The organism is Streptomyces sp. PTY087I2 (assembly GCF_001687325.1).
Taxonomy (GTDB): domain Bacteria; phylum Actinomycetota; class Actinomycetes; order Streptomycetales; family Streptomycetaceae; genus Streptomyces.
The window spans coordinates 52,831-76,865 of record NZ_LZRD01000027.1 but is presented as its reverse complement, the minus strand read 5'-3'; the positions used below and the strand labels follow the sequence as shown (position 1 = coordinate 76,865).

The 24,035-nt window shown below is 69.7% G+C and carries 17 protein-coding genes; 9 read left to right on the top strand and 8 right to left on the bottom strand.

The window, feature by feature from the left end; genetic code table 11:
• Positions 1-101: 101 nt before the first annotated feature.
• Positions 102-536 (top strand): hypothetical protein, encoded by a 435-nt coding sequence (locus A3Q37_RS27740; RefSeq protein WP_065488393.1) that lies wholly within the window; start codon positions 102-104, stop codon positions 534-536.
• A gap of 78 nt (positions 537-614) precedes the next feature.
• Here A3Q37_RS27740 and A3Q37_RS27735 read toward each other — a convergent pair whose 3' ends face one another.
• The 7 genes from A3Q37_RS27735 to lanL form a co-directional block, all read right to left on the bottom strand.
• On the bottom strand, positions 615-1,037 hold the full coding sequence (locus tag A3Q37_RS27735; protein WP_141693621.1) for a hypothetical protein: 423 nt from the start codon (positions 1,035-1,037) through the stop codon (positions 615-617).
• Between the two features lie 363 nt (positions 1,038-1,400).
• Positions 1,401-2,186, bottom strand: coding sequence for an SAM-dependent methyltransferase (locus tag A3Q37_RS27730; RefSeq protein WP_065488447.1), 786 nt, complete (start codon positions 2,184-2,186; stop codon positions 1,401-1,403).
• 57 nt (positions 2,187-2,243) lie between these two features.
• Positions 2,244-4,097: an ABC transporter ATP-binding protein gene (locus A3Q37_RS37380; RefSeq protein ID WP_065488389.1), complete on the bottom strand. Its 1,854-nt coding sequence runs from the start codon at positions 4,095-4,097 to the stop codon at positions 2,244-2,246.
• A complete protein-coding gene (locus tag A3Q37_RS37375) occupies positions 4,094-5,986 on the bottom strand; it encodes an ABC transporter ATP-binding protein (RefSeq protein WP_079138016.1) in 1,893 nt (630 codons plus the stop codon). Before A3Q37_RS37375 ends, A3Q37_RS37380 begins: the two co-directional genes overlap by 4 nt.
• 174 nt (positions 5,987-6,160) lie before the next feature.
• Positions 6,161-6,292 (bottom strand): ALQxL family class IV lanthipeptide, encoded by a 132-nt coding sequence (locus A3Q37_RS37510; protein WP_218064573.1) that lies wholly within the window; start codon positions 6,290-6,292, stop codon positions 6,161-6,163.
• Positions 6,289-8,721: an alpha/beta fold hydrolase gene (locus tag A3Q37_RS27715; protein ID WP_065488385.1), complete on the bottom strand. Its 2,433-nt coding sequence runs from the start codon at positions 8,719-8,721 to the stop codon at positions 6,289-6,291. The genes A3Q37_RS37510 and A3Q37_RS27715 overlap by 4 nt, the downstream gene beginning before the upstream one ends.
• Positions 8,718-11,648: a class IV lanthionine synthetase LanL gene (gene lanL / locus A3Q37_RS27710; protein ID WP_065488383.1), complete on the bottom strand. Its 2,931-nt coding sequence runs from the start codon at positions 11,646-11,648 to the stop codon at positions 8,718-8,720. The genes A3Q37_RS27715 and lanL overlap by 4 nt, the downstream gene beginning before the upstream one ends.
• Positions 11,649-11,940: 292 nt before the next feature.
• Here lanL and A3Q37_RS27705 point away from each other — a divergent pair, with 292 nt between their 5' ends.
• The 3 genes from A3Q37_RS27705 to A3Q37_RS27695 are packed head-to-tail and all read left to right on the top strand — an operon-like array spanning position 11,941 to position 14,969.
• Positions 11,941-13,128 (top strand): sensor histidine kinase, encoded by a 1,188-nt coding sequence (locus A3Q37_RS27705; protein WP_065488381.1) that lies wholly within the window; start codon positions 11,941-11,943, stop codon positions 13,126-13,128.
• Entirely contained in the window at positions 13,116-13,748 is a 633-nt protein-coding gene (locus A3Q37_RS27700; RefSeq protein ID WP_065488376.1) for a response regulator transcription factor, read from the top strand. The genes A3Q37_RS27705 and A3Q37_RS27700 overlap by 13 nt, the downstream gene beginning before the upstream one ends.
• Positions 13,749-13,781: 33 nt before the next feature.
• Positions 13,782-14,969: a CPBP family intramembrane glutamic endopeptidase gene (locus tag A3Q37_RS27695; protein WP_255311967.1), complete on the top strand. Its 1,188-nt coding sequence runs from the start codon at positions 13,782-13,784 to the stop codon at positions 14,967-14,969.
• 69 nt (positions 14,970-15,038) lie between these two features.
• Here the strand turns inward: A3Q37_RS27695 and A3Q37_RS27690 are convergent, their stop codons facing one another.
• Positions 15,039-15,638 (bottom strand): TetR/AcrR family transcriptional regulator, encoded by a 600-nt coding sequence (locus A3Q37_RS27690; RefSeq protein WP_065488373.1) that lies wholly within the window; start codon positions 15,636-15,638, stop codon positions 15,039-15,041.
• 167 nt (positions 15,639-15,805) lie between these two features.
• Between A3Q37_RS27690 and A3Q37_RS27685 the strand changes: the two genes are divergently transcribed.
• The 5 genes from A3Q37_RS27685 (at position 15,806) to A3Q37_RS36630 (ending at position 23,577) form a co-directional block, all read left to right on the top strand.
• Positions 15,806-18,088, top strand: coding sequence for a glycoside hydrolase family 3 N-terminal domain-containing protein (locus A3Q37_RS27685; RefSeq protein WP_065488370.1), 2,283 nt, complete (start codon positions 15,806-15,808; stop codon positions 18,086-18,088).
• Between the two features lie 1,707 nt (positions 18,089-19,795).
• Positions 19,796-20,542: a sigma-70 region 4 domain-containing protein gene (locus tag A3Q37_RS36945; RefSeq protein WP_141693620.1), complete on the top strand. Its 747-nt coding sequence runs from the start codon at positions 19,796-19,798 to the stop codon at positions 20,540-20,542.
• A 62-nt stretch (positions 20,543-20,604) separates the two neighbouring features.
• Positions 20,605-21,063: a hypothetical protein gene (locus A3Q37_RS36045; RefSeq protein ID WP_176711525.1), complete on the top strand. Its 459-nt coding sequence runs from the start codon at positions 20,605-20,607 to the stop codon at positions 21,061-21,063.
• A 47-nt stretch (positions 21,064-21,110) separates the two neighbouring features.
• Positions 21,111-22,031 (top strand): aldo/keto reductase, encoded by a 921-nt coding sequence (locus tag A3Q37_RS38385; RefSeq protein WP_079138014.1) that lies wholly within the window; start codon positions 21,111-21,113, stop codon positions 22,029-22,031.
• Between the two features lie 235 nt (positions 22,032-22,266).
• A complete protein-coding gene (locus A3Q37_RS36630; protein WP_107471601.1) occupies positions 22,267-23,577 on the top strand; it encodes a PAS domain-containing protein in 1,311 nt (436 codons plus the stop codon).
• The last annotated feature ends 458 nt before the right edge of the window (positions 23,578-24,035 follow it).

Genomic DNA, 24,035 nt, shown 5'->3' with positions numbered 1-24,035 from the left:
GTCTCGTTTCCCAGGTGCACGGCGCCCCCTACAAGTGCACAGTGGTGCACGGACTCCTCAGAACTCTGGTCACCGTACGTGTCTGCCGCAACGCTGAGCGCATGGAACTGAAGAATTCACCGGATCCGGTCCCCTTCCATTCCTCCTGGATCCCCGCCTCCGGCCACGCCCTCCGCCACGTCGGCATCCACTTCGACGCCGTCCGGGCCATCGGCATGCTCGGCGAGGAAATCGCGTACGAGGTCATGCAGTTCACCGACTTCCAGGCCGGGCCCATCGTCCGCTCCGGCATCGGCGAGCGCAGCATGTACTTCCTGCTCGCGCCCGGGGCCGCCGCCGAGCACCGGTGGCCTCCCGGGGTGGAGGCGATGAGCCGGAGTGCTCGCGGGGACGCGTTCGTCGGGGTGCCCGCGTTGGGTGGCGGCACCTGGCCGCTGGACTGGCGGTCGCGGCCCACGGTCCAGGATCCCTTCGTGGACGGTGCGTTGCTGCACGAGATGGCCTGGCTGCGGGCGGGGTGCGCCGTGCCGGAGTGAGCGAGCGTGCACGACGAAAGCAGCGGGGCTGTGTCAGCACCCGCTGCTTTCGTCGTCGCCCCCCGGCGACAGCCCTGATCAGTGTGCGAGGTCGCCCTTGAAGGTATGGCTGGCGAAGTCCATGGAGATGCTGTACTTGGTGCCGGTCTTGACGTCCACGGCAATCTCGCGCCACTGGTCCAGGGAGTTTTTCTTGGTGAATTCCTTCCAGCTGTTGCACGTCGTGCCGCCGGAGGACGGGTGGAAGCACACCCGCACCATCAGTGTGTTCGCGCTCCCCCAGGTAGTCATCCTCAGGTTGATGTCTTTGCACCGTGAACTGGTGGTGTACGGGCCGAAGCTGTGCGCAGCCTCGTCCGTCCCCATGTTGAAGGTCTTCTTGGTCGCGCCCCCGTAGCAGGTCGCGGCCGCCGCGGGCGACGCCGTGCCGACCGTCAGTGCGCCGGCCGCCATGACCAGTCCACCCGCAACTGCCGTCAGCCGCTTTGCCGTTGTCTTCATGTGCAGTTCCCCCGTTGGTCCCTGTGATCGAGCGGTCGGGCTCGTGGCTCGTCCGGCTCCTGAGCCCGCTGCCCAAGCTACCGAGCCCGCCGCTCACAGGGTCCCTATAACTATTCAGGGTCCGGCCGCGCGCACCATGGAGACATCGATCGGGTCCTGCCTCTTCAGGACGAAGCCGTGGCGCTCGTACAGGCGATGGGCGGGGCGGACCGTTACGCAGCCCGCGAGTTCACCGTCGACCGTGATGACCGACGTGTGCCGCGCGGAGAACGACTCCCGCAGCCGGTGCCGCCGAATCCGATCGCGTACCGCTCTCCGTGCCGTCGGCGTTCATGGCCGAAGTGTCTCGGTCGGCGCTTCCGGTTACGGGACCCGGGCCACGGCCACGTAGATGCCGCTGAACTCCTGCGTGGGCGCGGGCGTTCCGTTGAACCACTCCGGGGCCTTCACCAGGCCGGGGGCGACGATCTCCAGGCCCTCGAAGAACCGGGAGAACTCCTCGCGGCTGCGCAGGGCCAGCTGGATGCCGCCCTTCTTGTACTCGTCCTCGCTCTGCTGCCCGATCTCCTCGTTCACGTCCGACGCGCCGTGGGACAGCACGATGTAACTGCCGGGCGCCATCGCGTCCGTGAACGTACGGACGATGCCGATCGGGTCCTCGGCGTCCGGCAGGAAGTGGAGCAGGCCGAGGAGGGAGAGGGCTATCGGGCGGTCGAAGTCCAGGGTCTCGCGGGCCGCGTCCAGGATGATCGCGGGCTCGCGGACGTCGGCGTGGACGTAGTCCGTCACGCCCTCCGGCCGGCTGACCAGCAGCGCTTCCGCGTGGCGCAGGACGATGGGGTCGTTGTCGCAGTAGACGACCCGGGCCGAGGGGCGGATCTCCTGCGCCGTCTGGTGCAGGTTCGGCTCGGTGGGGATGCCCGTCCCGATGTCCAGGAACTGCGTCACGCCCTCGCCCGCCAGCCAGGCCGTCGCCCGGTTCATGAACGAGCGCTGCTGCCGGGCGCCGACCTTCGCCTCGACGGGCAGGAGTTCGGCCACCTGCTGGTCCACCGGGTAGTTGTCCTTGCCGCCCAGCAGCGCGTCGTAGACGCGGGCCGAGTGCGGCTTGCTGGTGTCGATCGGGGGGTGAGGCGCCTGTGCCGTCATACCGAACTCCAGATACACGTGGTGTGGACCATTCAGTCGACGCAGTCTCCCATACGCCTACGGGGCCCCGGCGGAGACCCAGTGACCCACCAGATCCGCGTAGAGCGGGCTCCTGTGCAGGAGTTGGGCGGGAGAGCCGACGTCCGTGCGATCGCCGTCGAGTACCAGAACGCGCGGCGCGCGCAGCGCTGAGCTGATGCGGTGCGCCACCACGACGAGTGTCGTTCCCCGCTCCGCGAAGGCCCGCTCGGCCCGTTCCTCGGCCGCCGGGTCGAGGTGGCAGCACGCCTCGTCCAGCAGCACGATCGACGCGGGGGATACATGCGCGCGGGCCAGGGCCACGAGCTGCCGTTCACCGGAGGAGAGCGGGGGGCCGTCCAGGCCGACGGGCGCGTCCAGGCCGCCGAGCCGGTCCACCAGGGCGCGGGCGCCCACGGCCGTCGCCGACGCGAGGAGATCGGTGTCCCGAGCCTCCGGACGCAGGTAGCGCAGGTTGTCCCGCACGGTGCCCGTGAACACGTACGCCTCCTGCGGGATCAGGGTCACCGCCCGGTGGAGCCAGGCCCGGTCGACCTCCGTCGCCGGTACGCCGCCCAGGGTCAGCCGGCCGCTGTCCGGCCCGGCCATCCCGGCCAGCAGCGTGGTGAGGGTGGACTTCCCCGCACCGCTCGGCCCGACGACCGTCAGATGTGAGCCGGCGGGGATGTCGAGGGTGAGCCCGTCGATGACGGGTGCCGCTCCCGGTCCGTACGCGTAGACGACGTTCACTAGGGACAGGTCCGGGGAGCGCGGAGTTCGCGGAGTTCGCGGGGTTCGGAAAGTCTGTGGGGGGAGGGCCTCGCCCGAACCCCCCGGAGGGCCGGGCCGCGCTTCCCCGGGTTGGCCGGGCTGCGCTTCCCTCGGAGGGCCGGGCCGCGCCTGCCCTCGAGGGCCGGGCCGCGCTTCCCGCGTCGATCGGCTCAACTGGCCGAGTACGGTCGCCAATTGCACCCCCCACGAGCCGAGTACGGCGACGAGCGCGCGCAGGGCCGGAGCCACTCCGCTGACCAGGTAGCTGGTCGCGCCCAGCAGTTCGCCCACCGACAGTGCACCGCTGTCCAGGAGTCGCGGGGCCGACAACAGCAGGACCAGCAGCGGGAGATGGCTGCCCAGCGACACCAGCAAGGCGTTGGCCGACGCGGTCCGGGCAACCGCCCTGACCGCGTCCCGGTGGTCGGTGATCCGGGCGGACAGCTCGTCGGCCACCCGGTCCCGGGCACCGCACGCGACGACGTCCCGGATGCCGTCGAAGGTCTCGCCCGCAGCCCCCGTGAGCCGCTCCTCCGCCCGCAGCTGGCGGCGCTGGCGGCGGGCGAGGACGCGGAGGCGGGGGACGCAGAGGAGCAGGGTGAGCAGGACCGGGGGCAGGGTGACCGCCGCCACCGGGGCGGACAGGGCGGCCAGGCCCACGAACGCCATCAGCAGGGAGACGCCCAGCTGCCGGGCCGAGCGCAGCAGGGCGGACACCAGCGCCCGCACGGTCTCGACCTGGACCGTCAGCCGGGCCACGCCCGCGCCCGCCGTGTCCCGGGCTCCCGCCGCCGCGCGGTGCACGGCCCCTGCCGCCACGGCCGTCACCAGGTCGTCCCGGAGCGGCTCCACGATCCGCCCCAGCCACGGTGTCAGCGTCCGGGTCATCAGGGCGCGGAAGACCATCGCGGCCCCGAGCAGGCCGATCCAGAAGAAGCCTTCGGCGGGCCGTCCCGCGAGGAAGCCCCGGTCCAGGGCGGCGGCCACGAGCAGCCCGGAGGCGAGCGCCGGAACCGCCTCCAGCAGCGACCATCCCGTCACCGCGACCGCTGCCCCGCGGTGCTGCCGCAGGAACCCGGCGAACAGGTGCCGGTCGATGGGGCGCGGGGCTGCCTCGCTCATACCGACTCCTGGGCGTGCGGGTTCATGTGCGGGGCCGTGCTCGGGTCGGTCCGCGCTTCGGCCCCGGGCCCCGTCCTGTGCGGGGCCGTGCTCTTGCCGGTCCGCGCTTCGGCCCCGGAGCCCGGCTCGTGGTCCGGGGTGGCCTCCGGGGCGGTCCGCGCCTCGGACCCGATCCCCGCTCCGAGGGTCGGGGCCGCCTCCGAGTCCGTGCCTACCGCGAACAGGGCCCGGTAGTCGGTGAGTTGCCACAGATCCGCGTGCGTGCCCAGGGCGCGGATCCTGCCGTCCTCCAGCCAGGCCACCAGGTCGGCCCGCGCGGCGGTCGACACCCGGTGGGCGATCAGCACCCGGGTGCGGTCCGACCAGGCCGAGGCGAGCGCGGAGCCGACCCGTGCCTCAGTGGCGGTGTCCAGGCTCGACAGCGCGTCGTCCAGCACCACCACCGCCGGATCGTGCACCAACGCGCGTGCGAGGCCTAGGCGTTGGATCTCGCCGCCGGAGAGCGGGGCCTCCGTGATCGGAGTGTCGTAACCATGCGGGAGGCGGGCGATGAAGTCGTCCGCCCGGGCGGCCGCGGCGGCCGCCCGCACCTCCTCGTGCGAGGCGTCCGGGCGGGCGAAGGCGATCATCCCGGCCACCGTCGCCCCCAGCAGCGCGGGCCGCTCGAAGGCGTAACCGACGGTGGCGCGCAGGGCTCGGGGAGTCAGCTCCCGCAGCGGTACGCCGTCGATGGCGACCAGGCCCGCGTCGGGCTCCCGCAGCCGCCCGATCAGCGCCGCCAGGGTGCTCTTGCCCGCCCCGGACCGGCCGACCACCGCGAGCGCCGTGCCCGCCGGGACGACGAGGTCCACGGCGTCCAGGACGGTCCGGGCGTCCGAACGTACCGTCACCCCCGACAGGGTCACCGTGCCGGAGCGGCCCGCCGGGCGCGCGCGGGTGCCGGGGACCGGGACCGGCTGGTCGACGACCTCGGCGACCCGACGTGCGCCGGCGGCCGACATGCCGAGCGCGAAGAGGGCGTCGAGCTGGTCCAGCGCGGCCATCGCGAGCGCCGTGTAACCGACGACCGCGGCGAGTTCGCCCGCACTGATGTCACCGTGGAGCAGGGCGAGACCTCCGGCACAGAGCACCAGCACCTCCACGGCCGGGATCAGCAGGTCCACCTGCCATCCGGTGTCCCGCTGGAGCGCCCAGACGCGGTGCCCGGTGCGGGACAGCTCCGGGAGGGGGCCGAGGACCCGGCGCGTCTCGGCCGCCGCCGTGCCGCTCGCGCCGATGGTCCGGGCCCCGCCGAGCGCTTCCAGCAGCAGGGCGGAGATTCTGCCCTGGGTCTCCTGATACCGGAGGAACAGCCCCGAGCCGCGGTTCATGAAGCTCCGGGCGATCAGCGCCAACGGCGGTACGCCCAGCGAGAAGCAGAGCCCGATCCGCCAGTCGAGCAGCCACAGCGCGACCACCCCGCCGAGCGAGGTCAGCACCGCCGTCGAGGCGGTGACCAGCGTGACCCCGGCCGAGCCGGCCTGCGCGCACCCCGCGGAGAGCCGCCCCGCGAGATCCCCGGCGGGAAAGCCGGCCGTCCCCGGTACCCCCGCGTCCAGGGCACGCCGGGCCAGGGAGTGGCGGAGAGCGGCCACCGTGCCGGAGCCGTACCCCCCGTTGGCGAGGGTCTGGAGGGCCCCGGTGGCGACGACGAGGGCGAGGAGCGCGGCGCACACGAGAAGGGGGCCGGTGACGGACCGCCGGGCGACGACCGCGTCCAAAGCCCGCGCCATGGCCCAGGGGAACGCCAGCGTGCCGGCCGACCCCAGGACGGCCGTGACGGAGGCGAGGACGAACCAGCCACGCGTCCGGGCGGTCGCGTCCCACACCAGTCGCTGGGGAGACGTCATCGAACTCCTTCCGGCCGTCCGGCGGTCCGGCGGGGGCGGACGGACACGGATCGCGGTGAGTCGTGCGTACGGGAGATGAGCGGCGGGCGTACGGCGGACACCCGAGTGGTGTGCGTACGGGAGACACGGCGCGCGCCGGACGGGCCCGGGAGGGGCCCGCCCGGCGCACGGCTGCTACTGCTGCTCGAGGCTGGTGATGCGGCACGTCCAGGTACACGTCTTGGTGCAGCCGGCCAGTGCGACGGACTCCTCGCCCTCCAGGGTCTGGAGCTCGTCGACGTCGACGGTCATGGTGTTGTCGATCATGGTGGTGTCCTTTCGTCGTGAGTGATGTGCCCGAACACCGCCGAGGACCGGCGGTGTCGCACGGCCGCGTCGGCGACCGTGAGTTCAGGGGGAGCGGGGGTGCGGCGGCGGTCCGGGACCCGGACTGTCAGGAAGCTCACCAGCCGGTCGGTGAGTTCGGCGCCGCCCCGCTCCTGGAGCGGGTGGTGGCCCGCTCCCGCGATGTCGAGGCAGTCGTGGGGGGCGCGCCCCGGGCCGCCCGCTTTCGCCAGCGACCGGCGCAGCCGGCGCGTCTCGTCCACCGGCACGACGGGGTCGTCGGTGCCGTGCAGGGCGAGCAGCGGTACGCGGATGCGGTGGGCGAGGCGCTCGACGTCCCGGGGGCCCAGGTCGTCGTCCGGCGGCTCGCCCAGGCCGTGCCGGTCGATCAGCGCGCGCACGGCGGGCGACGACCGCTCGCGCAGCCCGCGCGCCGACAGGAACGGGGCGATCACCGCGCAGCGCGCCCAGGCGTACGGGTCGGCGCACACGGCCAGCAGGGCGAGGAAGCCCCCGTAACTGGTGCCGAGGAGAACGGGCGGTTCGGCGTCCGGCGGGCGCTGCTCCGTGAGCGTACGGACCAGGCAGCGGATGTCCGCGAGGTCGGGCACGCCCCAGGCGCCGTGGATCGCCTCCGCGTGGGCCCGGCCGTAGCCGGTGCTGCCGCGCTGGTTGGGGGCGACCACCGCCGCCCCGGCCTCCGACAGGCGCGCGAGCACCGGGTCGTGGCCGAGCGTCCAGTGGTCCTCCGGGCCGCCGTGCAGCGCGACGACGACGGTGGGCGCGGTACGCCAGTCGCCCAGGCGGACGGCCTCGAACCGCCCGGACGGGGTGGCGAACCACTCGGTCGGGGCGTGCGAAGTCCCCGGGGTGTCAGGGGTGTTGGAGGCCGTCCCGAGGGTGCCGGGCGGGGCCTCGCGGGTGTCGGACGGAGCGTCGCGAGTGTCGGACTGGGCGTCGTGCGAGGCGTCGTACAGGGCGGGGAGCGCGGTGGGGTGCGTGGCGGTGTCCGGGACGGTGACCAGGTCGGCGGGACGGTCCGGGGTCGCGTACACGACGCGCAGCCCGCCCGCGCTCCAGCCGGCGACGGGGTGGAACGCGCCCGGCGGCAGCCCGGCGGGACGGGGCCGGTCCGCCCCCACGTCGTACAGGAAGAGACGGGCCTGCGCGCCCCGCGAGACCCGCAGCGCCACCCGCTCACCTGCCGGGTCGGCGACCAGTGGAAGGACCGCGCCGTCCAGGGAGTTGAGCCGGTCCGGGAAGTCGAGCCGGGGCTGGTCGCCGAGGCTGGCGCGGGCGATCCGCAGCCGCCCGTCGCCGGGATCGCTCGCCGTCAGCAGCAGCCCCGAAGCCGGTGCCGAGAGCAGCAGTCGGTGGATGCGGCCGTTCGCCGGTGACGGGAGAGCGTGCCACCTCCCGTCGCGCAGGTCGAGGGAGACGGGGCGGTATCCGTCCGGCCCTTCGAGGTCCGTGGCGTAGCGGCAGCCCGTCCCGTCCAGCGGCAGGAGGGCGGTGACCCGGCCCGGCAGGGTGACGGGATCGCTCAGCCGCAGCGGCGTGGAGCCGACCCGCCAGATGCGGGTACGGCCGTCGTGGTCGGTCTCCACCGCCAGCGCGAGCGTGCCGTCCGGGCCGCCGGGCACCAGGCGCAGGCCCCGCGCCTCGACGTCGAGGTCCTCGGCGGACAAAGGGGCCTCGGCCGGGGAGAAGCCCTCGGGCTCGGGCTGGGCCGGGTGCGGGACTTGGGGTCCGGCGGGGGAGGGGGCCTCGGCTGGGTAAGGGACTTGGGGTTCGGCGGAGGGCGGGATCTCGGCCGGGTACGGGACTTGGGTTCCGGCGAGGGGCGGGATCTCGGCCGGGCAGGAGTCCTCGGGCTCGGGCTCGGGCTCGGCCTGGTACGGGACTGCCGGCCCAGCGGGGGACAGAATCTCTGCCTGGTATGGGACTTGGGGTCCGGCGGAGAGCGGACCCTCGGCCGGGTGCGGGACTTGGGGTCCGGCGGGTAACGAGACCTCGGCTGCGTACGGGACGTGGGGCCCGGTGCGGGAGGGGACCTCGGCCGGTGACGGGGCCCGCGGCTCATCGAGCGGAGGGCCGGCGGGCGCGGGGCGGGACAGCAGGAGCAGGTGGCGGCCGGAGGCCGCCGCGCTCCGCAGCCGCAGCAGTCCGCCGTCCTCGGTCGGCAGCACCTGGGTGGCGGTGGTCTCCGCCGGGGCGCCCTCCCGGTAGTGGGGCGTACCACCGGCGTACGGGGGTCGCGGACCGTCGAGGTCCCACCACCCCGGAGCCAGCGTGCCGTCGAGGTCCCACCACCCCGGGGCCAGCGCGCCGTCCGCCGTGGCCACCAGGCAGGCGGCGAAACGGGACCGCGCCGAGAAGCGGAAGCTGATGCGCTCCGGCCGCCGGTTCATCGCACCCCCACCGCGGTACGCGGATGGCGACCGGCGGGCGCGAAGAGTTCCGGGGTGTCCGGCATCCAGAGCCGCGGGCCCCCGTCCCGCAGGCGCAGCAGCATGCCGACCGTTCCGGCGGCACCGGTCTGGTAGCCGCCCGTGACCGCCTCCAGCGATTCGTCGGGCACCACCAGCAGGCCGTCCTGCCGCACGGCACGCGTGCGGATGCACGCGGCCAGCTCCCCGGCCTGATCGCGGTACCGGGGGTCGTCGAGCGCGGTGGCCATGTCGAGCAGGAACTCCGCGTTCCCGGCGAGCCCGTGGCAGGCGGCGGGGGAGGAGAGCCACATGGCCTCCCGTACCCCGGCCGCCGCGCCCACGGCCGCCTCCCGGTGGCGTTCGTCGCCGGTCCGCGCCCAGAGCCGGACCAGGAACGTGCCGATGCCCGAGGATCCGCTGCACCAGTGCGTCTGCCCCACCGGCCCGTCGGCGTCCCGGTCCCCGGCCGGCCAGACCGCCCGGCCGTCCTCGACCCGGGCCAGCTTCACCAGGGTGTCGCCCGCCGTACGGGCCGCCCAGAGGAGGCCCGCGTGGTCCGCCGCCACCCCGGTGGCCAGCAGGAACGCGCCGATCCCCGCGATGCCGTGGGCGAACCCGTAGTGGCGGGCTCCGGCGAGGTTCGAGTCGAAGGCGGCCGGGACGGGCCAGATCACCCCGGCCGGATGATCCTCGGCCGCCGCGACGATCGCCTCGGCGCAGGCGATCGCCCGGTCGCGGAAGACCGGGTCACCGGTCGTGCGCCAGAAGTGCAGTTGGGTCATGCCGGCCCCCGCCGCCCCGTGGCAGATGTCCCGGTTGGGCCAGTCGACGGGGACCGCGCGCGCCAGTGCGGACGCCTCGGCGGCGACGTCCTCGTCGCCCAGCAGCAGCGCCGCGTCGAGCAGCGCCCAGGCCGTGCCGGAGCGGCCGAAGTGCAGCCCGGGCAGGAGCGTTCCGTCGGCTGTCCGGCCGGTGGGAAGGTCGGCGAGACGCCGCCGCGTCCACTCCGTCAGCTCCGCCACCCCGTGCCGGACGTCGGGCCCCGCGCCCGCCGCCGCGGCCCGGGTGAGCACGGCGAGGACGCCGGCCGATCCGTACTGGACGTTCAGCGGGTCGGTGGTCGCGCCGAACGAACTGACGTCCCAGAGGTGTCCGCCGCTGCCGGGGCGGGTGCGGAGCAGGTACGCCAGGCCATCGGCGATCAGCCGTTCGCGCTCCTCGTCGGGCAGGGCCGGGACGCCGCTCCCACCGGTGGCGCCCGTGCCCGTCACCCGGGTTCCGCCGGTGGGCCGGCGATCGGTTCCGGCCAACTCCGCGAGAACCTTCCGTACCCGGGACAGCTCCCAACGCCCTTCGGGGAGCGGGGCGCAGAGGGCGAGCAGCAGGGGCAGGAGCGGTGCCGCCCAGGCGCGATCGGCGATCGCCAGAGCGATCAGGGCCTCCGTACGTTCGCCCACCGGGCGGTCGTCGGGGACCAGGAGCATGTCGACACCCGTCGCCAGGTGGAGCAGCACCGCGCCGAGGCCGTAGAGATCGCCCGCGTACGTCGGAGCCGTGAAGTCGTAGTCCCGCAGCGAGGACACCTCGGGGCCGACATAGCCCGGGGTGTACCCGCGGCGGACCGGGACGCCCTCGGGGGCCACATACTCGACGTCGATGAGCCGGACCCGGCCGTTCGGCGTGACCATGAGGTTGTTCGGCGAGAGGTCGCGCAGCACCCGCCCGGTGCCGTGGACGGCCGCCACGATGTCCACGATCTGCCGGCCGAGGTCCAGGAACTCCGCGAGGTCCCGCACCGGGCGCTCCACCAGCCGGTCGCGCAGCGTCTGCCCCGGCACGAACTCCTGGGCCAGGAACAGGTTGCCGCCCTGGGCGAACAGCTCGATCGCGGCCGGGGTGAAGCCCAGCGGGGCCAGCACCTCCAGCATCTCGGCCTCGTGGCGCAGGGTGTCCTGGAGGTCGGTGCCGTCCATGCGGACGCCGACGTGCGCCCGCGCCTCCTTCACCACGACCTGCCCGCCGGTGGTCTCGTCGGTCGCGAGATACACCCCGCCCTTGAAGGCGTGCCGGATCGCCTTGGCGACCACGTAACGGTCGTTGAGACGCACGGACTTCTTCCCCGGATTCTTCCCCGGTGTCCGCGTCGGCTTCCTCTCCGGTGCCCGCGTCTGCTCCCGCTGTCCGGTCTGCTCCTGCTGTCCGGTCTGCTCCTGCTGTCCAGTCTGCTCCCGCTGTCCGGTCTGCTCCTGCGACGGGCTCGGCGTCGTCTCCGGGGAAGCCGTCGGTTCCGGGAACGGCGGCGGCGCCCACGCGGGGGTGGTGACCCAGGCCTGACGCCGGTCCTTCTCCAGCCCGCCACCAGGATTGCGCAGCCGTACGTCCGTGTCCCCGTCGTTCGTCGTCGTCCGCACCCCGCTGAACACCCCGTAGCGGTAATGGACGAGGCTGCCCGGGGCGTACGGCTGGTCCGACAGGATGCGTGGTCCGCGCAGTCCCAGCGTCGCCGCGTGCAGCCGTCGGGCCAGCCGGCGGAACAGCTCCGGGTCGTCGGGGTAGACCGTGATGAACTTGCCCCCGCCGCCGCGGTCGGCGCGCCCGCCCGTCAGCAGGGCGACCCGGTCCAGGGCTCCGGCGAACTTGAACGAGGCCCGCTCCTCGACCAGGACATCGGCCGCCACCGCCAGGACCAGGGCCGCGGACAGCGGTGTGGCCGACAGGTGCAGCTTCCAGCCCTGCTCGCCGCTCCGGTGGCCGCGCGGCCGGACCGAGCACCAGAACTCCCCCTGCTCGACCGCCCATTGAGTAGCGCCGCGCCGGTGCAGCACCCCTTCGACGATGCCGGGCAGCAGGCCGGTGTCCAGCGCGAAGAAGTTGCCGCTGTCGTGTTCGTCGCGGTCGGTGCTCACGGGCGATCCTTCCTGGCCGGTGTGCGGCGCATGGGTGCTGGTGACCGAACGTGATGAGTCGTCATATGCGTTTTGGCCAGGGCGCATCGAAAGATCTGCCGAGTTGTCCGGGAATCGCGGACCGTCCTCGGCCACCTCTGTTTATCGTGGCGGCGAGCGATCCCCCGATCGCCACGGGTGACGTTAGCGGTGTGCCGAGGGGCCGGTGCACCACCCGTTCTGGGGGGTTGCGATCAAGGGGGGCCGTCGGATCGACAGAACCGAAACCGGGCTGCACCGGGCTCGGAAGACCATGGTCATCGCCACCGCGCTGTATCGCGGGAGCCACCTGGTCGCGGGGGGTTCCGTGGTCGCGCAGCACCAGCGCGACCGGCTGTTCCCGTGGCTGGCCCTGAGCGCCGCGATCGCGTCGACCGCCCTCATCTGGTTCATGGCGGCCCGGCACCGGCGGCTCGTCACCTGGGCCGTGGGACTCGACGTTCTGGTCATCGGCTGCCTGCTGCCCTTCGGCGCGTACGCCTGGGGCGGGGCCCGCACCCAGGAGTCGATCGCCTGGGTGATGCTCCTGGGCGGATCGGCTTCGGCCATGGCCGCCGTCGCCTTCGGGGCGCGCCTCCTCGCCGTCGCCGTGGCGCTCCTGGTGGCCACACATCTCACCGGGTATCTCATGGCGGATGCGGACGCCGCCGTGACCGGCGCCCATCTGAACGCCCTGGTCTTCTCCGCCGTCGTCTCCTGGGTGCTCACCTGGTACCTCTGCCGGCAGGGCGAGCAGGTGGACTCGGCCAACCGGCGCGCGCTGGCCGCGGAGGCGCAGCGGGCCAGGTTCGCGGAGCGCGTCGCCCATCACAACGCCCTGCACGACACTGTCCTCGCCACGCTGACGGCCATCGCCCGCGGCGGCGTCGACGCCAACACCTCGATGATGCGGGAGCGTTGCGCGCGGGAGGCCGCGTACCTCAGGAGGCTGGTCGAGGAGGCGGACGACCGCGAGCAGGCCTCCGAGGTGCGGGCCGCACTGGAGGAGTCCGTACGCGCCGCCGAAGCGCTCGGGCTGCGGGTGACCGCCCGCTACCACGAACCGCCCGCCGTGCCCGGCGAGATAGCGCTGGCCATGGCACAGGCCACGACCGAAGCCCTCAACAACGTGCGGTGCCACGCCGGTACGGGACACGCCTTCCTGACCGCCGCCGGCGACTCCGGCCGGCTGATCGTCACCGTGGTCGACCGGGGCCGGGGTTTCGACGCCGGCGCCGTCGGGCCGGGTGAGGCAGGCAGACCCGCCGGGCCGGGAGGAGGGGTCGGTTCCGCCGGACCGAGGGGCGGACCGGACGAAGCAGGCAGGCCCGCCCGGCAGGCCACCGGCGGGATCGGGCTCGACCGTTCCGTGTACGCCCGGATGCGCGGCGTGGGCGGCCGGGCCTTCGTGGACAGCGCCCCCGGCGAGGGCGTGCGCGTGGAGCTGAGATGGCCGGGGTGATCACCGTCGCCGTGGTGGACGACGACCGGATGCTGCGCGACGGCATCCGCTCGTGGTTCGCGGGAGTCGAGGAGCTGGACCTCGTCGCGTGCGCCGCCACTGTCGACGAGCTGCTCGCGGGCCCCTGGGAGCCGCCGGACGTCGTCCTGCTGGACCTGATGCTCCGGGACGACCGGCCGCCCGCCGACAACATCCGCCGCCTCCGGGCGGCCGGCAGCCGGGTGCTGATGATCAGCGTGGTGGCGGACCGCGACCGGATCGTCGCGGCCATCACCGACGGCGCCGACGGCTTCCTCACGAAGGACCACGAGCTGTCCGTACTCGTCGAAGCCGTCGGCGAGATCGCGGCCGGGCGCACCGCCCACTCCCCGGAGCTGGCCTTCGCCCTGGCCTACGACCGGGGCTCGGCCCGCCCCCGGCTCTCGCCGCAGGAACGCGAGGTACTGGTGGGGTACGCCTCCGGGCTCACGTTGAAGGCGACCGCCCGCCGGGCCGGGATCACGGTGAACACGGCGAAGTACTACCTGGACCGGGTGAAGGCCAAGTACCAGGAGGCGGGGCGGCCCACCTACACCAAGATCGACCTGGCGACCCGGGTCCGCGAGGACGGCTGGCGTTGACCCGCACGCGGGCGGCAGCCGAAGATCGCTGATGTGAGCCACCCTTCTGACCTGCCTCCGTCCTCGTCCTCGCCCTCACCCTCGGGCGAACCGCCCCGCACGGACGGGCCGCCCTCCCCCTGGGCCCCGCCGTCCTCGGCCGAGTCACCGCACCCGCCCGCACCGGCCTGGCAGAGCGGGCAGCCAGGGCAGCCAGGAAACGCAGGGCAGGCATGGCAGCCAGCGCAGCCAGGGCCGACAGGGCAGCCAGGACAGGCATGGCCGGGCGGGCAGGGCTGGGACAGGCCCCCGGAGTGGAGCCGCCCGCCGACCGGGCCGGTCCGCGCCCCCTCCGGCTCCCGCTACGACGAGCAGGGGCGCAACGGGCAGGGCGGACGGTTCGGCTGGCTCGGTGAGCTGTCGGCCGTCGTGGGGCTGGTCGTGGCGGGCGTCATGGTCATCAGCATCGCCGGGTTCGTCGTCGCGGAGCTGCTGGACGCGGGGCCCGCGTCGGCGGACAGCGAGCTCTTCTTCGAGGACCCGGTCGCGGATCTCGTTGTCCAGCTCCTCGGCATCGCGATCGCGATACCCATCGTCCTGTTCGGCGCCCGCGTGCTGGGCCGGCGCCCCGCCGGAACCGTGTCCTCCGTCGTCGGGCGGCTGCGCTGGGGCTGGCTCGGGCGGTGCGCCGCCGTGGGCGTCCCGCTGATGGTCGTACAGGTCGGCCTGCTGATCGCGTGGACCTGGAACGACGAGCCGGTGGGTGAGTCGGGCACCGGCTTCCCCGGGTGGCCCGTCTTTCTGCTCAGCCTGGCCGTGATCCTGGCGCTCGTGCCGTTCCAGGCCGCCGCCGAGGAGTACGTCTTCCGGGGCTGGCTGGTCCAGGTGATCGGCCGGGTCGCGCGCTCGCCCTGGCCCGCGGTCGTCGTCGCGTCCCTGCTGTTCGCCCTGGCCCACGGGTTCGGCGAACTCTCCGGGTTCGTCCTGCTGCTGTACTCGGCGCTGTGGTGGGGCTGGCTGGTGATCCGTACCGGCGGACTCGAAGCCGTGATCGTCATGCACGTCGCGAACAACCTGCTGGCCTTCGGCCTGGCTGCCGGCTTCGGCGAACTGGCCAGCACGGAGACCGCCGCCGACGCCCCCTGGCAGGCCATGGTCGCCGAACTCGTCTTCGCCCCGCTGTACTGCCTGATCGTGGCCAGGATCGCCGGCCGCCGCGGTATCGAGCGGGTGACTCCCTGACCGGAGCCCGGCCACGCCGGTCATCCCGGTCATCCCGGTCACCCCGGTGGCCCGGGGAGCCGGGGCCCGTCAGAACTCCACGGTCAGCTGCGCCCGCACGTGCGCCCGCAGCACCCCCGCCATGTCCGTCGCGCAGTCGCTGATCAGCCACTGGATCTGGAGGCCGTCCATCAGCGCGATGAGCTGCTGCGCGGCGGCCGACGGGTCGACGTCGTTCCGGAGTTCGCCCGCCTCCCGGGCCTGGAGGTAGGCGCGTTCGGTGTTGGCGACGGACGTACGGTAGCGGGCCTCGAAGTACGCGTGGGCCGGGTGGTCGGGGGCCGTGGCCTCCGCCGCGACCACCGAGAACAGCTCGACGATCCCGCGCCGTTTGGCGTTCAGCTCGGCGAGGTCCACCAGCCGGCGCAGATGGTCCACGCCCCGGGTGACGCCGAGCGCCAGCCACTCGTCGTCCACGTCGTCGCGGCGCTGGAGGACTGCGAGGAGCAGCGCCTCCTTCGTCGGGAAGTGGTGCAGGAGCCCCGGGTGGGAGATGCCGCAGCGGGTGGCGATGACGCGCAGCGACGCGCCCCGGTAGCCGGCCTCGCCGAACAGGGTCATCGCCTGGTCGAGGATCTCGGTCCGCTTGGCCCGGCCCTTGGCGTAGTTACGTCGGGTTCCCGGGGTCACGCGTCTTCACCCGCTGTCATCGCCACGCCTCTCTGCTTCCGCCCCAGATTCTCACAGGGGTGAATACTTACCAAGCGGTCGGGATTGAGCGTACGGTACTGCGAGTGCCGCACCGCGAGTGCGCCGTAGCCGTCGTAGCCCTCGTGGCCGTCGTGAGAGGAAGTCCCGTGGGTCCCAAGCCGCCGTATCTCGACCCCGCGCTGCCCGTCGCGGAGCGGGTCGCCGACCTCCTGGGGCGCATGACGCTGCCCGAGAAGGTGGGCCAGATGCTCCAGCTCAACGCCAAGGAGGGCGTGCGGCATCTCGTCGAGGACCTGCACGCGGGCTCGATCCTGCACGCGTCGCCGGAGCGGGTGCGCGAGGCCGCCGAGCTCACCGCGAGGACCCGGCTGCGCATCCCGCTGCTCGTCGCGGAGGACTGCATCCACGGGCACTCGTTCTGGGAGGGCGCCACGATCTACCCGACACAGCTCGGGATGGCCGCCACCTGGGACCCGGAGCTGGTCGAGCGGATCGCGCGGGCCACGGCGGTGGAGGTCGCGGCGACCGGGGTGCACTGGACGTTCTCGCCGGTGCTCTGCATCACCCGGGACCTGCGGTGGGGCCGGGTCAGCGAGACGTTCGGCGAAGACCCTTTCCTGATCGGCGAGTTGGCCTCCGCGATGGTGCGCGGCTACCAGGGTGAGGGCCTGGACGACCCGACCGCGATCCTCGCCTGCGCCAAGCACTTCGCCGGGTACTCCGAGACCCAGGGCGGCCGGGACGCCAGCGAGGCGGACATCTCCCGCCGCAAGCTGCGCTCCTGGTTCCTGCCGCCGTTCGAGCGGGTCGCGAAGGAGGGCTGCCGGACCTTCATGCTCGGCTACCAGTCGATGGACGGCGTGCCGATCACCGTCAACAACTGGCTGCTGAACGAGGTGTTGCGCGGCGAGTGGGGCTACACCGGGACGCTGGTCACCGACTGGGACAACGTCGGCCGCATGGTGTGGGAGCAGAAGGTCTACGCCGACTACGCGCAGGCGTCGGCGGCGGCGGTCCGCGCGGGCAACGACATGGTGATGACCACGTCGAACTTCTTCGAGGGGGCCCAGGAGGCGGTGGCCCAGGGCCAGTTGACGGAGGCGGAGATCGACGCCGCCGTACGCCGCATCCTCACGCTCAAGTTCGAGCTCGGCCTCTTCGAGAATCCGCGCCACCCCGACGCCGACCGGCAGGCGGAAGTCATCGGCAGCGGGGCGCACGGGGCGCTGAACCTGGAGGCGGCCCGCCGCTCGCTGGTGCTGCTGACGAACGACGGCACGCTGCCGTTCGCGGGCGGCCTGGAGGCCGGCGGAGAGGGGCGGGCCACCGGGCCCGGTCCCCGTACGGTCGCGGTCATCGGCCCCAACGCCGATGACGCGCAGACCCAGTTGGGCGACTGGGCGGGCTCCTCCGGACAGGCCGACTGGCTGCCGGACGGCCAGCCGCGCGTCATGATCCGTACGGTCCTCGACGGCTTCCGCGACCACGTTCCCGCCGACTGGACCGTCTCGTACGCGCCCGGCGCCCGGATCCTGGAGGTCGGGCCGGACCCGGAGGGGGAGTTCTTCCCCGACGGCCAGCCCCGCCCTGAGGTCGTCCACCCGGCCGCCCCCGACGCGGAGTTGATCGCCGAGGCCGTCGCCGCCGCCGAGGCCGCCGACCATGTGGTCGCCGTCGTCGGCGACCGGATCGAGCTGATCGGCGAGGGCAAGTCGACGGCCACCCTCGAACTCGTCGGCGACCAGGTGGCGTTGCTGGACGCCCTGGCGGCGACGGGCAAGCCGCTGGTGGTCGTCGTCATCAGCTCCAAGCCGCTGGTGCTGCCGCCGTCCGCGCTGGACGCGGCGGCGATCGTGTACGCGGCCAACCCGGGCATGCTCGGCGGCCGGGCGATCGCCGAACTGCTCCTCGGGCTGATCGAGCCGACCGGGCGGCTGCCGCTGTCCTTCGCCCGGCACGCGGGCCAGCAGCCGACGTACTACAACCAGGTGCGCGGCCAGCACGGTACGCGCTACGCGGACCTCACCCAGCGCCCGGCGTTCGCGTTCGGCGAGGGGCTGAGCTACTCGACGGTCGCCTACACGGACCTGGAGGTGCTGACGGCGGTGGTCGACGAGTCGGAGACCGTACGGGCCCGGGTCACGGTGACCAACACGGGGGCGCGGCCCGCCCTGGAGACGGTCCAGGTGTACGTGAGCGACACGGTGACATCGGTGACCTGGGCGGAGAAGGAGCTGAAGGCCTACCGGCAGGTGGCGCTGGCCCCGGGGGAGTCGCGCGAGATCGTCTTCGGGCTGCCGGTGGCCGACTGCACGCTCGTGGACGCGGAGGGCGTGCGCAGGGTGGAGCCGGGCCGCTTCGAGCTGCTGGTGGGCCCGTCGTCCCGGGACGAGGCGCTGCTGCGAGGGGAGTTCACGGTCAAGGGCTGAGCTCTGGACGGTGGGCGGCTCTCGGATCGGACGCGATCAGGGATCGTGCAGGGGACGCCGACGGACCTGAGGCGAGTCATTTCCGTTGTGGTCCAACACAGTGGTCCTGCGGCACGGCGCGGTCGTCGTCATGGCTTTGTCGTTGGTATAGACATATATGCTGGGGCAGCAGCTTCCTTAAGAGCGATATAGAGCGCTAACAAGAGGCTCGAAGCAATGCTTTTCTCCAGCCGTATGTGCTGTTAGTTCGGACCATGTTGCTTGTGCGCCATAAGCGAGAGTCGGAGATACTGATATTCGGCTCGATTTGGCATGGCCATTATCTACGCGCGCCCAGAAACTGGGGGACCCGAGCGACGAGAACGATCTGAAGGAATCTGCATGCACCTCCACCCCGCAGCCCTCAGGGCCGCTGCACTGTCCGCAAACATGAGAGGGGTACGCGACCGGGCGGTACCCCGTGCATCCGACCGGCACGGTCAAGGCAGCTGATGAGAACGGTCACGACGGACACGATCAGGGAGGCCGCACCCGACCGGGCCCGATCGCCCTGGCGTTGGGGGCCGTTGGTCCGCTCGGGGTGGGCTCATCGCTGTTCCGGTCCGCGCACCTGCGGCGGCACCCCATGGGATCGCTGCCCATCTTCGTGGAGAGTCGGCCGGTCAGCGATGCATCTTCCTCGATGAGTAGTTACATCGTCCCCTGCGCAGTCCCGCTCATTGCACGCATCGTCGCTGTGTTGGCGAGCGAGGCGGGCGAAGGCGGCGCCGAAGATGCAGGACAGGACGCACCAGGCCGTCAGGCACAGGAGTAGCGCCTCAAGGGGCATGGGCTGTCTCCAGACGTTCCGCCGTGGAAGGGAAGTAAGTTGCTCGATCTCCCCAATGAGGGGTGCAGGTCAACGAGGCCCCTTGCGTCAAGCCGTTTTTGGGTTGAGGCCACCCCCTTATTTGGGATCACCCCCTTATTTGGGATCACCCCCTTATTTGGGATCACCCCCTTATAGGTGGCAAGGGCCTGCCCCTCCCTCGGGCGGCTGCTGATCCGAGCAGCACGCGATGTCGCAGAAGACAGAGCTTCGGTGCCGGCGCCCGGGGCGACGTTCTCCGCTGCGTGTTCGCATCGGCAGCGATTGCCTGAGCTCAGCGATTCCACACGCGAGCTTGGCGAAGGGACCCGCCCTCGCCTGTCGCGGCGATGAGGCCGACGTCGCGTTCCCTATCCGCCCCGGCTCGCTTCCCTGGCAGAACCGCGTCTTCCTCGGTGTGCGGAGCTGGGTCAAGGCACCGCGCACCGCGCGCGACTCAAGAGGTGCACGCCGGGGGAGCCGCCCGTCGAAGCATCGGCCGACCTGGGCGAGCGCCTGACGGACGGGCGCCTTGCTGGGCGGACGCCTGATTCACAGTGGCACGGTCGATGTCTGAAATTTTGCCCTTAGGGATTCGCCTAGAGACTTATCCTCCGGGCTCTCATCACTCCAAGCATTTGCCAGATGTTTCAACAGGCGATTCCATAAGGCGCATGCAAGGGTTGAAGCATCACTTCCGGGGGGACCGGAGGCAGAAATGATTTCTTGGGTGATCATATCGGTGGTTCTTCCTGCGGCCCTATGGGTCAGATGGATTATCTGGAGCATCGAAATGACAGATCGAACGAAATCCAACCCTCGGTTCGGGGCCAAGTCCCGACCAAAAGAGATGGATAGCGATGAGCGTGATGAAGGAAAGCAGTAGATCGGTTCCCGGAAACAGTTGCCGGAGCCGCGGAGAGAGCTTTATGGGGCCGATGCCTCGGAGGGATGATCTCGCGGAATGGTCGCACAGGTGTGCAGATCGTGGAGAGCTTTTCCGGGAATGGAAAAACCTTGAGGAACAGCTGGCCGAGTATGCGATGAAGGTTATTTATCACTGGATCAAAAATGGGACGATCTTTCACCGTGTGCAGCAGATTTCCAGATACAAGGTAGGGGGGAGTCGCGAGACTTTAAGAGAGAGCGACACTGCCCTGGAGTTGGCAGGATGCATTGTGGCAGTCGCCCTGAAATCCTTCCGCAAGAATCTGGAAGCAGGCACCCTTTCCTGGCGTCCGGACGGTGGCGCATCGCTCCCTACATATTTTGTCGGACAATGCCTCCTCTGCTTCCCGAACGAGTACCGAAGGTTCATGAGGGAGTTTCAAAGCGCAAATGAGAGCTCTTTGTCAAGCATCAGCGATGATGCGTTCGGGGCAGACAAGGGAGTCACACCTGATAAGGCCGCCACCAACTATCTGGAGGCTCGAAGAATTCTCAGCGGTCTTCCGAAGCGAACTCAGAGAATGCTCGTCTACGCCTCAGTGGGTTACTCGCAGAAGGAAATTGCAACCTACCTGGGAACCACATCAAAGGCGGTGGAGATGGTGCTGCGACGCTACCGGAACAGTATCCTGAAGAACGATTCGACCTCATACCCATGAACCTCGCCTTCCCTGGTGCGCGATGCCCGAAACGGGCGAGCAGCAGAGCAGAATGCGTAGCGATGAACGCACTCTGCCGATTGCTCGGCCTGCAGATCCAAAATTCGTACCAGCAGCGCAATTTTGCTCCGTGGTGCGCTGGTCCCAGACTGGAGTATTTTGAAGTGTCCAGCCGTATTGATTTGGCGATCAAAGAAGCAGCCAAATCTCTATGCCGACACAAGGTCGGTGCTGTTCTGATAAAGGGGTCCAGGGTGCTGGCCATGAGCAGCAACCGATACCGCAATTCTCCAGGGGTCGACTTCATGAATGCGACCTTTCATGCGGAGGAGGTTGTGCTGCGCAGGTTCACCCCGGCGAGAGGGGCGACCATCTACGTCGCACGCGTGAACCGGATTGGTGAGACGGCTCTGGCCCGGCCCTGCGAGCGCTGCCAGGCGGCACTTCTCGAACGAGGCGTGCGCCGTGCCTGTTACACAACGTCCACAGGGTTTGAAGTACTCAAGTTGACTTCCTTCTGATCCATCTCTCCGTATGTGTAAACCAAGGCGGACGGAGGAGAATCGACATGCCAAATGTACTGAGTGAGGCCCGCAGTGAGTACGAGCTGCATCCTGCGACTCCAACGGTAACGCTCGCGTTCCCCACCCCAACTAGCCAGTCTGACGTGCGTACACTCATTGAAACTTCCGTACGTCTAGGGGTGAGAGAATTTGACATCACTGTATCTGGCTCAGGACATGAAACTGTGGAATCGTGGGTCGGGGAAGGGCTCCGCAGAAGCGGTCTCATCCGTGAGAAGCTGACCATCTCTGCTCGAATCGGGCTGGGGACGCAATGGTGTCCTAGCGCCGGATACACATCCCGAAAGCGCATCCTGTCAGGATTGGACGGAGTTCTCCGACGTGCAGGACTCGATTTTTTAGACGTGCTGTACGTACATCGATTGGACCCGACGACTCCTTTCGAAGAGACGATGGAAGCTCTTTCCTGGACTGTTCAGCAAGGGAAAGCCATGTACGCGGGTGTTTCTGCGCTTTCCCCTCGATACCTACTGGCGGCCAGTAGGTATCTACGGAGTCTGGGGACGCCCTTGAGGATGTATCAATCCTCTTACTCATTGAGTAACAGGTGGGTACAGAAAGGAGTGACGGATATCCTCCGGCGGGAAGGGATCGGTCTCTTGGCCGCAGCACCGCTGGCCCACGGTCTCCTCACTTCGCGAACCTGCACCGGAGCCACTAGCGTCTCAAATTCGTTCCCGTCAGAGTTGTCCGCCTTCGGCGCGAGAAAAGGGTGGACGGTCGAGGAAGTCGCCCTTTCCTGGGTCTGTAGTCAGCCGGCCGTCACATCGGTGCTCATCGGTTCTTCTTCGGCCGACCATGTCACAGCCAATGTACTGGCGGCTGAGAAATGCCGGCTGACTCGTCCTGAGCTGCAACAGCTGGATGAGCTCAGCGCAGACTATTCCGCCTGGCTCCAGCGGTGAACGTGATCTCCGGAGATTTCTCGCATCGACTTTCACAGGACGCGCGTATGCGACCCGATCGGTCGGTACGATGCCGCACAGACGGCTGAAGCTGACAGTGGAACTACTTCGCTGCTACCGGGAAACGTTTGTTCGGTTAATCCCCCCCAACGGGTGAAGACCGAAATTCTGACACCTATTCGTTACGGGCAGAACATCTCGGCGGGCAATATAACCGTCTTCATGGGGGTCTTTTATGGAATCGACAATCCTATTTCCTTCGGTGCTTTCGGATAACCTTCCTGTCGCCTTCTGGGTCACAGACCTGGATCTTCAGCTGACGTGGATCACGGCGTCCCCAGTGCTTGAGAGTCTGCTTGCCGGACCCGGATCCGTACGGATGCTGGGCAATAGAAAAGTCCTGGACCTCTCCTACCCGCAGCACCCGAACGTTGTCGCCCACCTCAAGGCGAGAAGAGGGGAGGTTGTGAAATGGAAGACCGGACCGAACCAGTCGCTATGGGCGTGCGTTGCCCCTCTGTTCGATAAAGAAGGCGCCACAGTCGGGCTCTCCGGGGCCGCAGTCGATATGAGCGAGCTGCAGGCAGAAAGATCACAAAGGGAGAGCCTTGAATTTCTTGTCAGGATGGTTCTGAAAAACGGCGGGTACGGAATGGCCGTGACAGATCAGGACGGATATGTTGTCTTTGCGGACGATGAGTACTGCAAAATCTTGAACAGGGAGAAAAGTGAATTGCTCGGCAGTAAGGGGCCTATCGCCCCCCGGGCCCAAGCCGAACTGGCAGACATGAAGGATTCCCCTCACCGAGAAGGAAACGTTTCTTCCCAGGGGAAGTTCAGGATCACCCACACTCCTCTTCGCACTTTCGACGGGCGAACGATGACCTGCCACCTCGCTCGGAGGCAATCCGCCGAGGACGAAGTCACGCAGGAGTTGGGGGGATTGTATGAGGCGCTTTTTCTTGAAGCCTCGAACCCGATGGTCCTGCTGAATCGCGACGGAACGATCAAGAAGGCCAATGGGAAATTCTGCGAAATTCTGGAAGAAAAAGAATCCAGGGTCTGCGGTACCTCAGTCTATGACTGGCTGACGCAGGAATCTGCCGACAAAGTGCATGGCTTGTTCGAGAACAAACCTGGCGAACTGTGCTCGGGCCTGGACATCATCGTGACGGGGAGTCTCGGAAGGCGCTTTATTATGCACTGCGAAGTGCATATGAGCAGAGAGCGATCGAGCGGCAACTCCCATGTCCTACTGTTAGCGAACTCCTGGAGAAGTTCCGCACTCCGGGGCGCTCCCAAGAAGCTGGACGACCTGGACAGGAAAATCTTGGAGATGATAGCCCAGGGGAAGCAGAATTCCGAAATCAGTGGATCTCTTTGCATCAGCCGCCAAGGGCTCGATTACCGTATCAAACGGCTACGGGACATCCTGGGTGCGGATGGCCGTGGAGCGCTGGTAGCAAGGGCATACTTCCTTGGAATGCTCTGTCCCGAGCAGTGGCCTCCGAAAGTATCCGCAGACAACCTTCAGCCTTGCTTCTGATGCTCTGCGAACCTCTTATCTATCGCCTACTGTCACGTCCCCATCAGAGGATTAGCAGAATTCCATGGGTTGGAGTGGCCGTCATCTGTCAGAGCAGATGACGGCCACGGAACGGCTTGCCGGAGAGTGCGACGGAGGAAGAGCGCTGCTGACCTTTAGAGAGCGGGGGTCGGCAGACTGCGTGAAAGACGGCAAGCGCTTATGCGATGACCTTTCACATGACCCTCTTCCCGGCCGTTTACTGGGCTGTTCTCGGGAGCGTTCTTCTCTTCGGCCTCCCACCACTCTGCGCACAGTTCGGCGCACCAGTGAGATTCTCGGTCGTTGCAGGGGGAGCGCCGGTCTCTTGTCCAGTAAGCGTCGAACAGCTCTCTCCAGGCGCCGGAAGCGTATTCGTCATACGACGGTGAGTGTTTACTCATGCCACGATCAACCTCCGGCACCGCAGTTGGTTGCTG

What these genes read in the sequence shown, in the direction of transcription:
- A3Q37_RS37510 (WP_218064573.1), bottom strand. Translation starts at nt 6,292, where the DNA reads ATGATCGACAACACCATGACCGTCGACGTCGACGAGCTCCAGACCCTG.
- A3Q37_RS36945 (WP_141693620.1), top strand. Translation starts at nt 19,796, where the DNA reads ATGAGCGTGATGAAGGAAAGCAGTAGATCGGTTCCCGGAAACAGTTGC.
- A3Q37_RS36630 (WP_107471601.1), top strand. Translation starts at nt 22,267, where the DNA reads ATGGAATCGACAATCCTATTTCCTTCGGTGCTTTCGGATAACCTTCCT.
- A3Q37_RS27730 (WP_065488447.1), bottom strand. Translation starts at nt 2,186, where the DNA reads ATGACGGCACAGGCGCCTCACCCCCCGATCGACACCAGCAAGCCGCAC.
- A3Q37_RS27740 (WP_065488393.1), top strand. Translation starts at nt 102, where the DNA reads ATGGAACTGAAGAATTCACCGGATCCGGTCCCCTTCCATTCCTCCTGG.
- A3Q37_RS38385 (WP_079138014.1), top strand. Translation starts at nt 21,111, where the DNA reads ATGCCAAATGTACTGAGTGAGGCCCGCAGTGAGTACGAGCTGCATCCT.
- A3Q37_RS27700 (WP_065488376.1), top strand. Translation starts at nt 13,116, where the DNA reads ATGGCCGGGGTGATCACCGTCGCCGTGGTGGACGACGACCGGATGCTG.
- A3Q37_RS27705 (WP_065488381.1), top strand. Translation starts at nt 11,941, where the DNA reads ATGGTCATCGCCACCGCGCTGTATCGCGGGAGCCACCTGGTCGCGGGG.
- A3Q37_RS27735 (WP_141693621.1), bottom strand. Translation starts at nt 1,037, where the DNA reads ATGAAGACAACGGCAAAGCGGCTGACGGCAGTTGCGGGTGGACTGGTC.
- A3Q37_RS27715 (WP_065488385.1), bottom strand. Translation starts at nt 8,721, where the DNA reads ATGAACCGGCGGCCGGAGCGCATCAGCTTCCGCTTCTCGGCGCGGTCC.
- A3Q37_RS37380 (WP_065488389.1), bottom strand. Translation starts at nt 4,097, where the DNA reads ATGAGCGAGGCAGCCCCGCGCCCCATCGACCGGCACCTGTTCGCCGGG.
- A3Q37_RS36045 (WP_176711525.1), top strand. Translation starts at nt 20,605, where the DNA reads ATGAACGCACTCTGCCGATTGCTCGGCCTGCAGATCCAAAATTCGTAC.
- A3Q37_RS37375 (WP_079138016.1), bottom strand. Translation starts at nt 5,986, where the DNA reads ATGACGTCTCCCCAGCGACTGGTGTGGGACGCGACCGCCCGGACGCGT.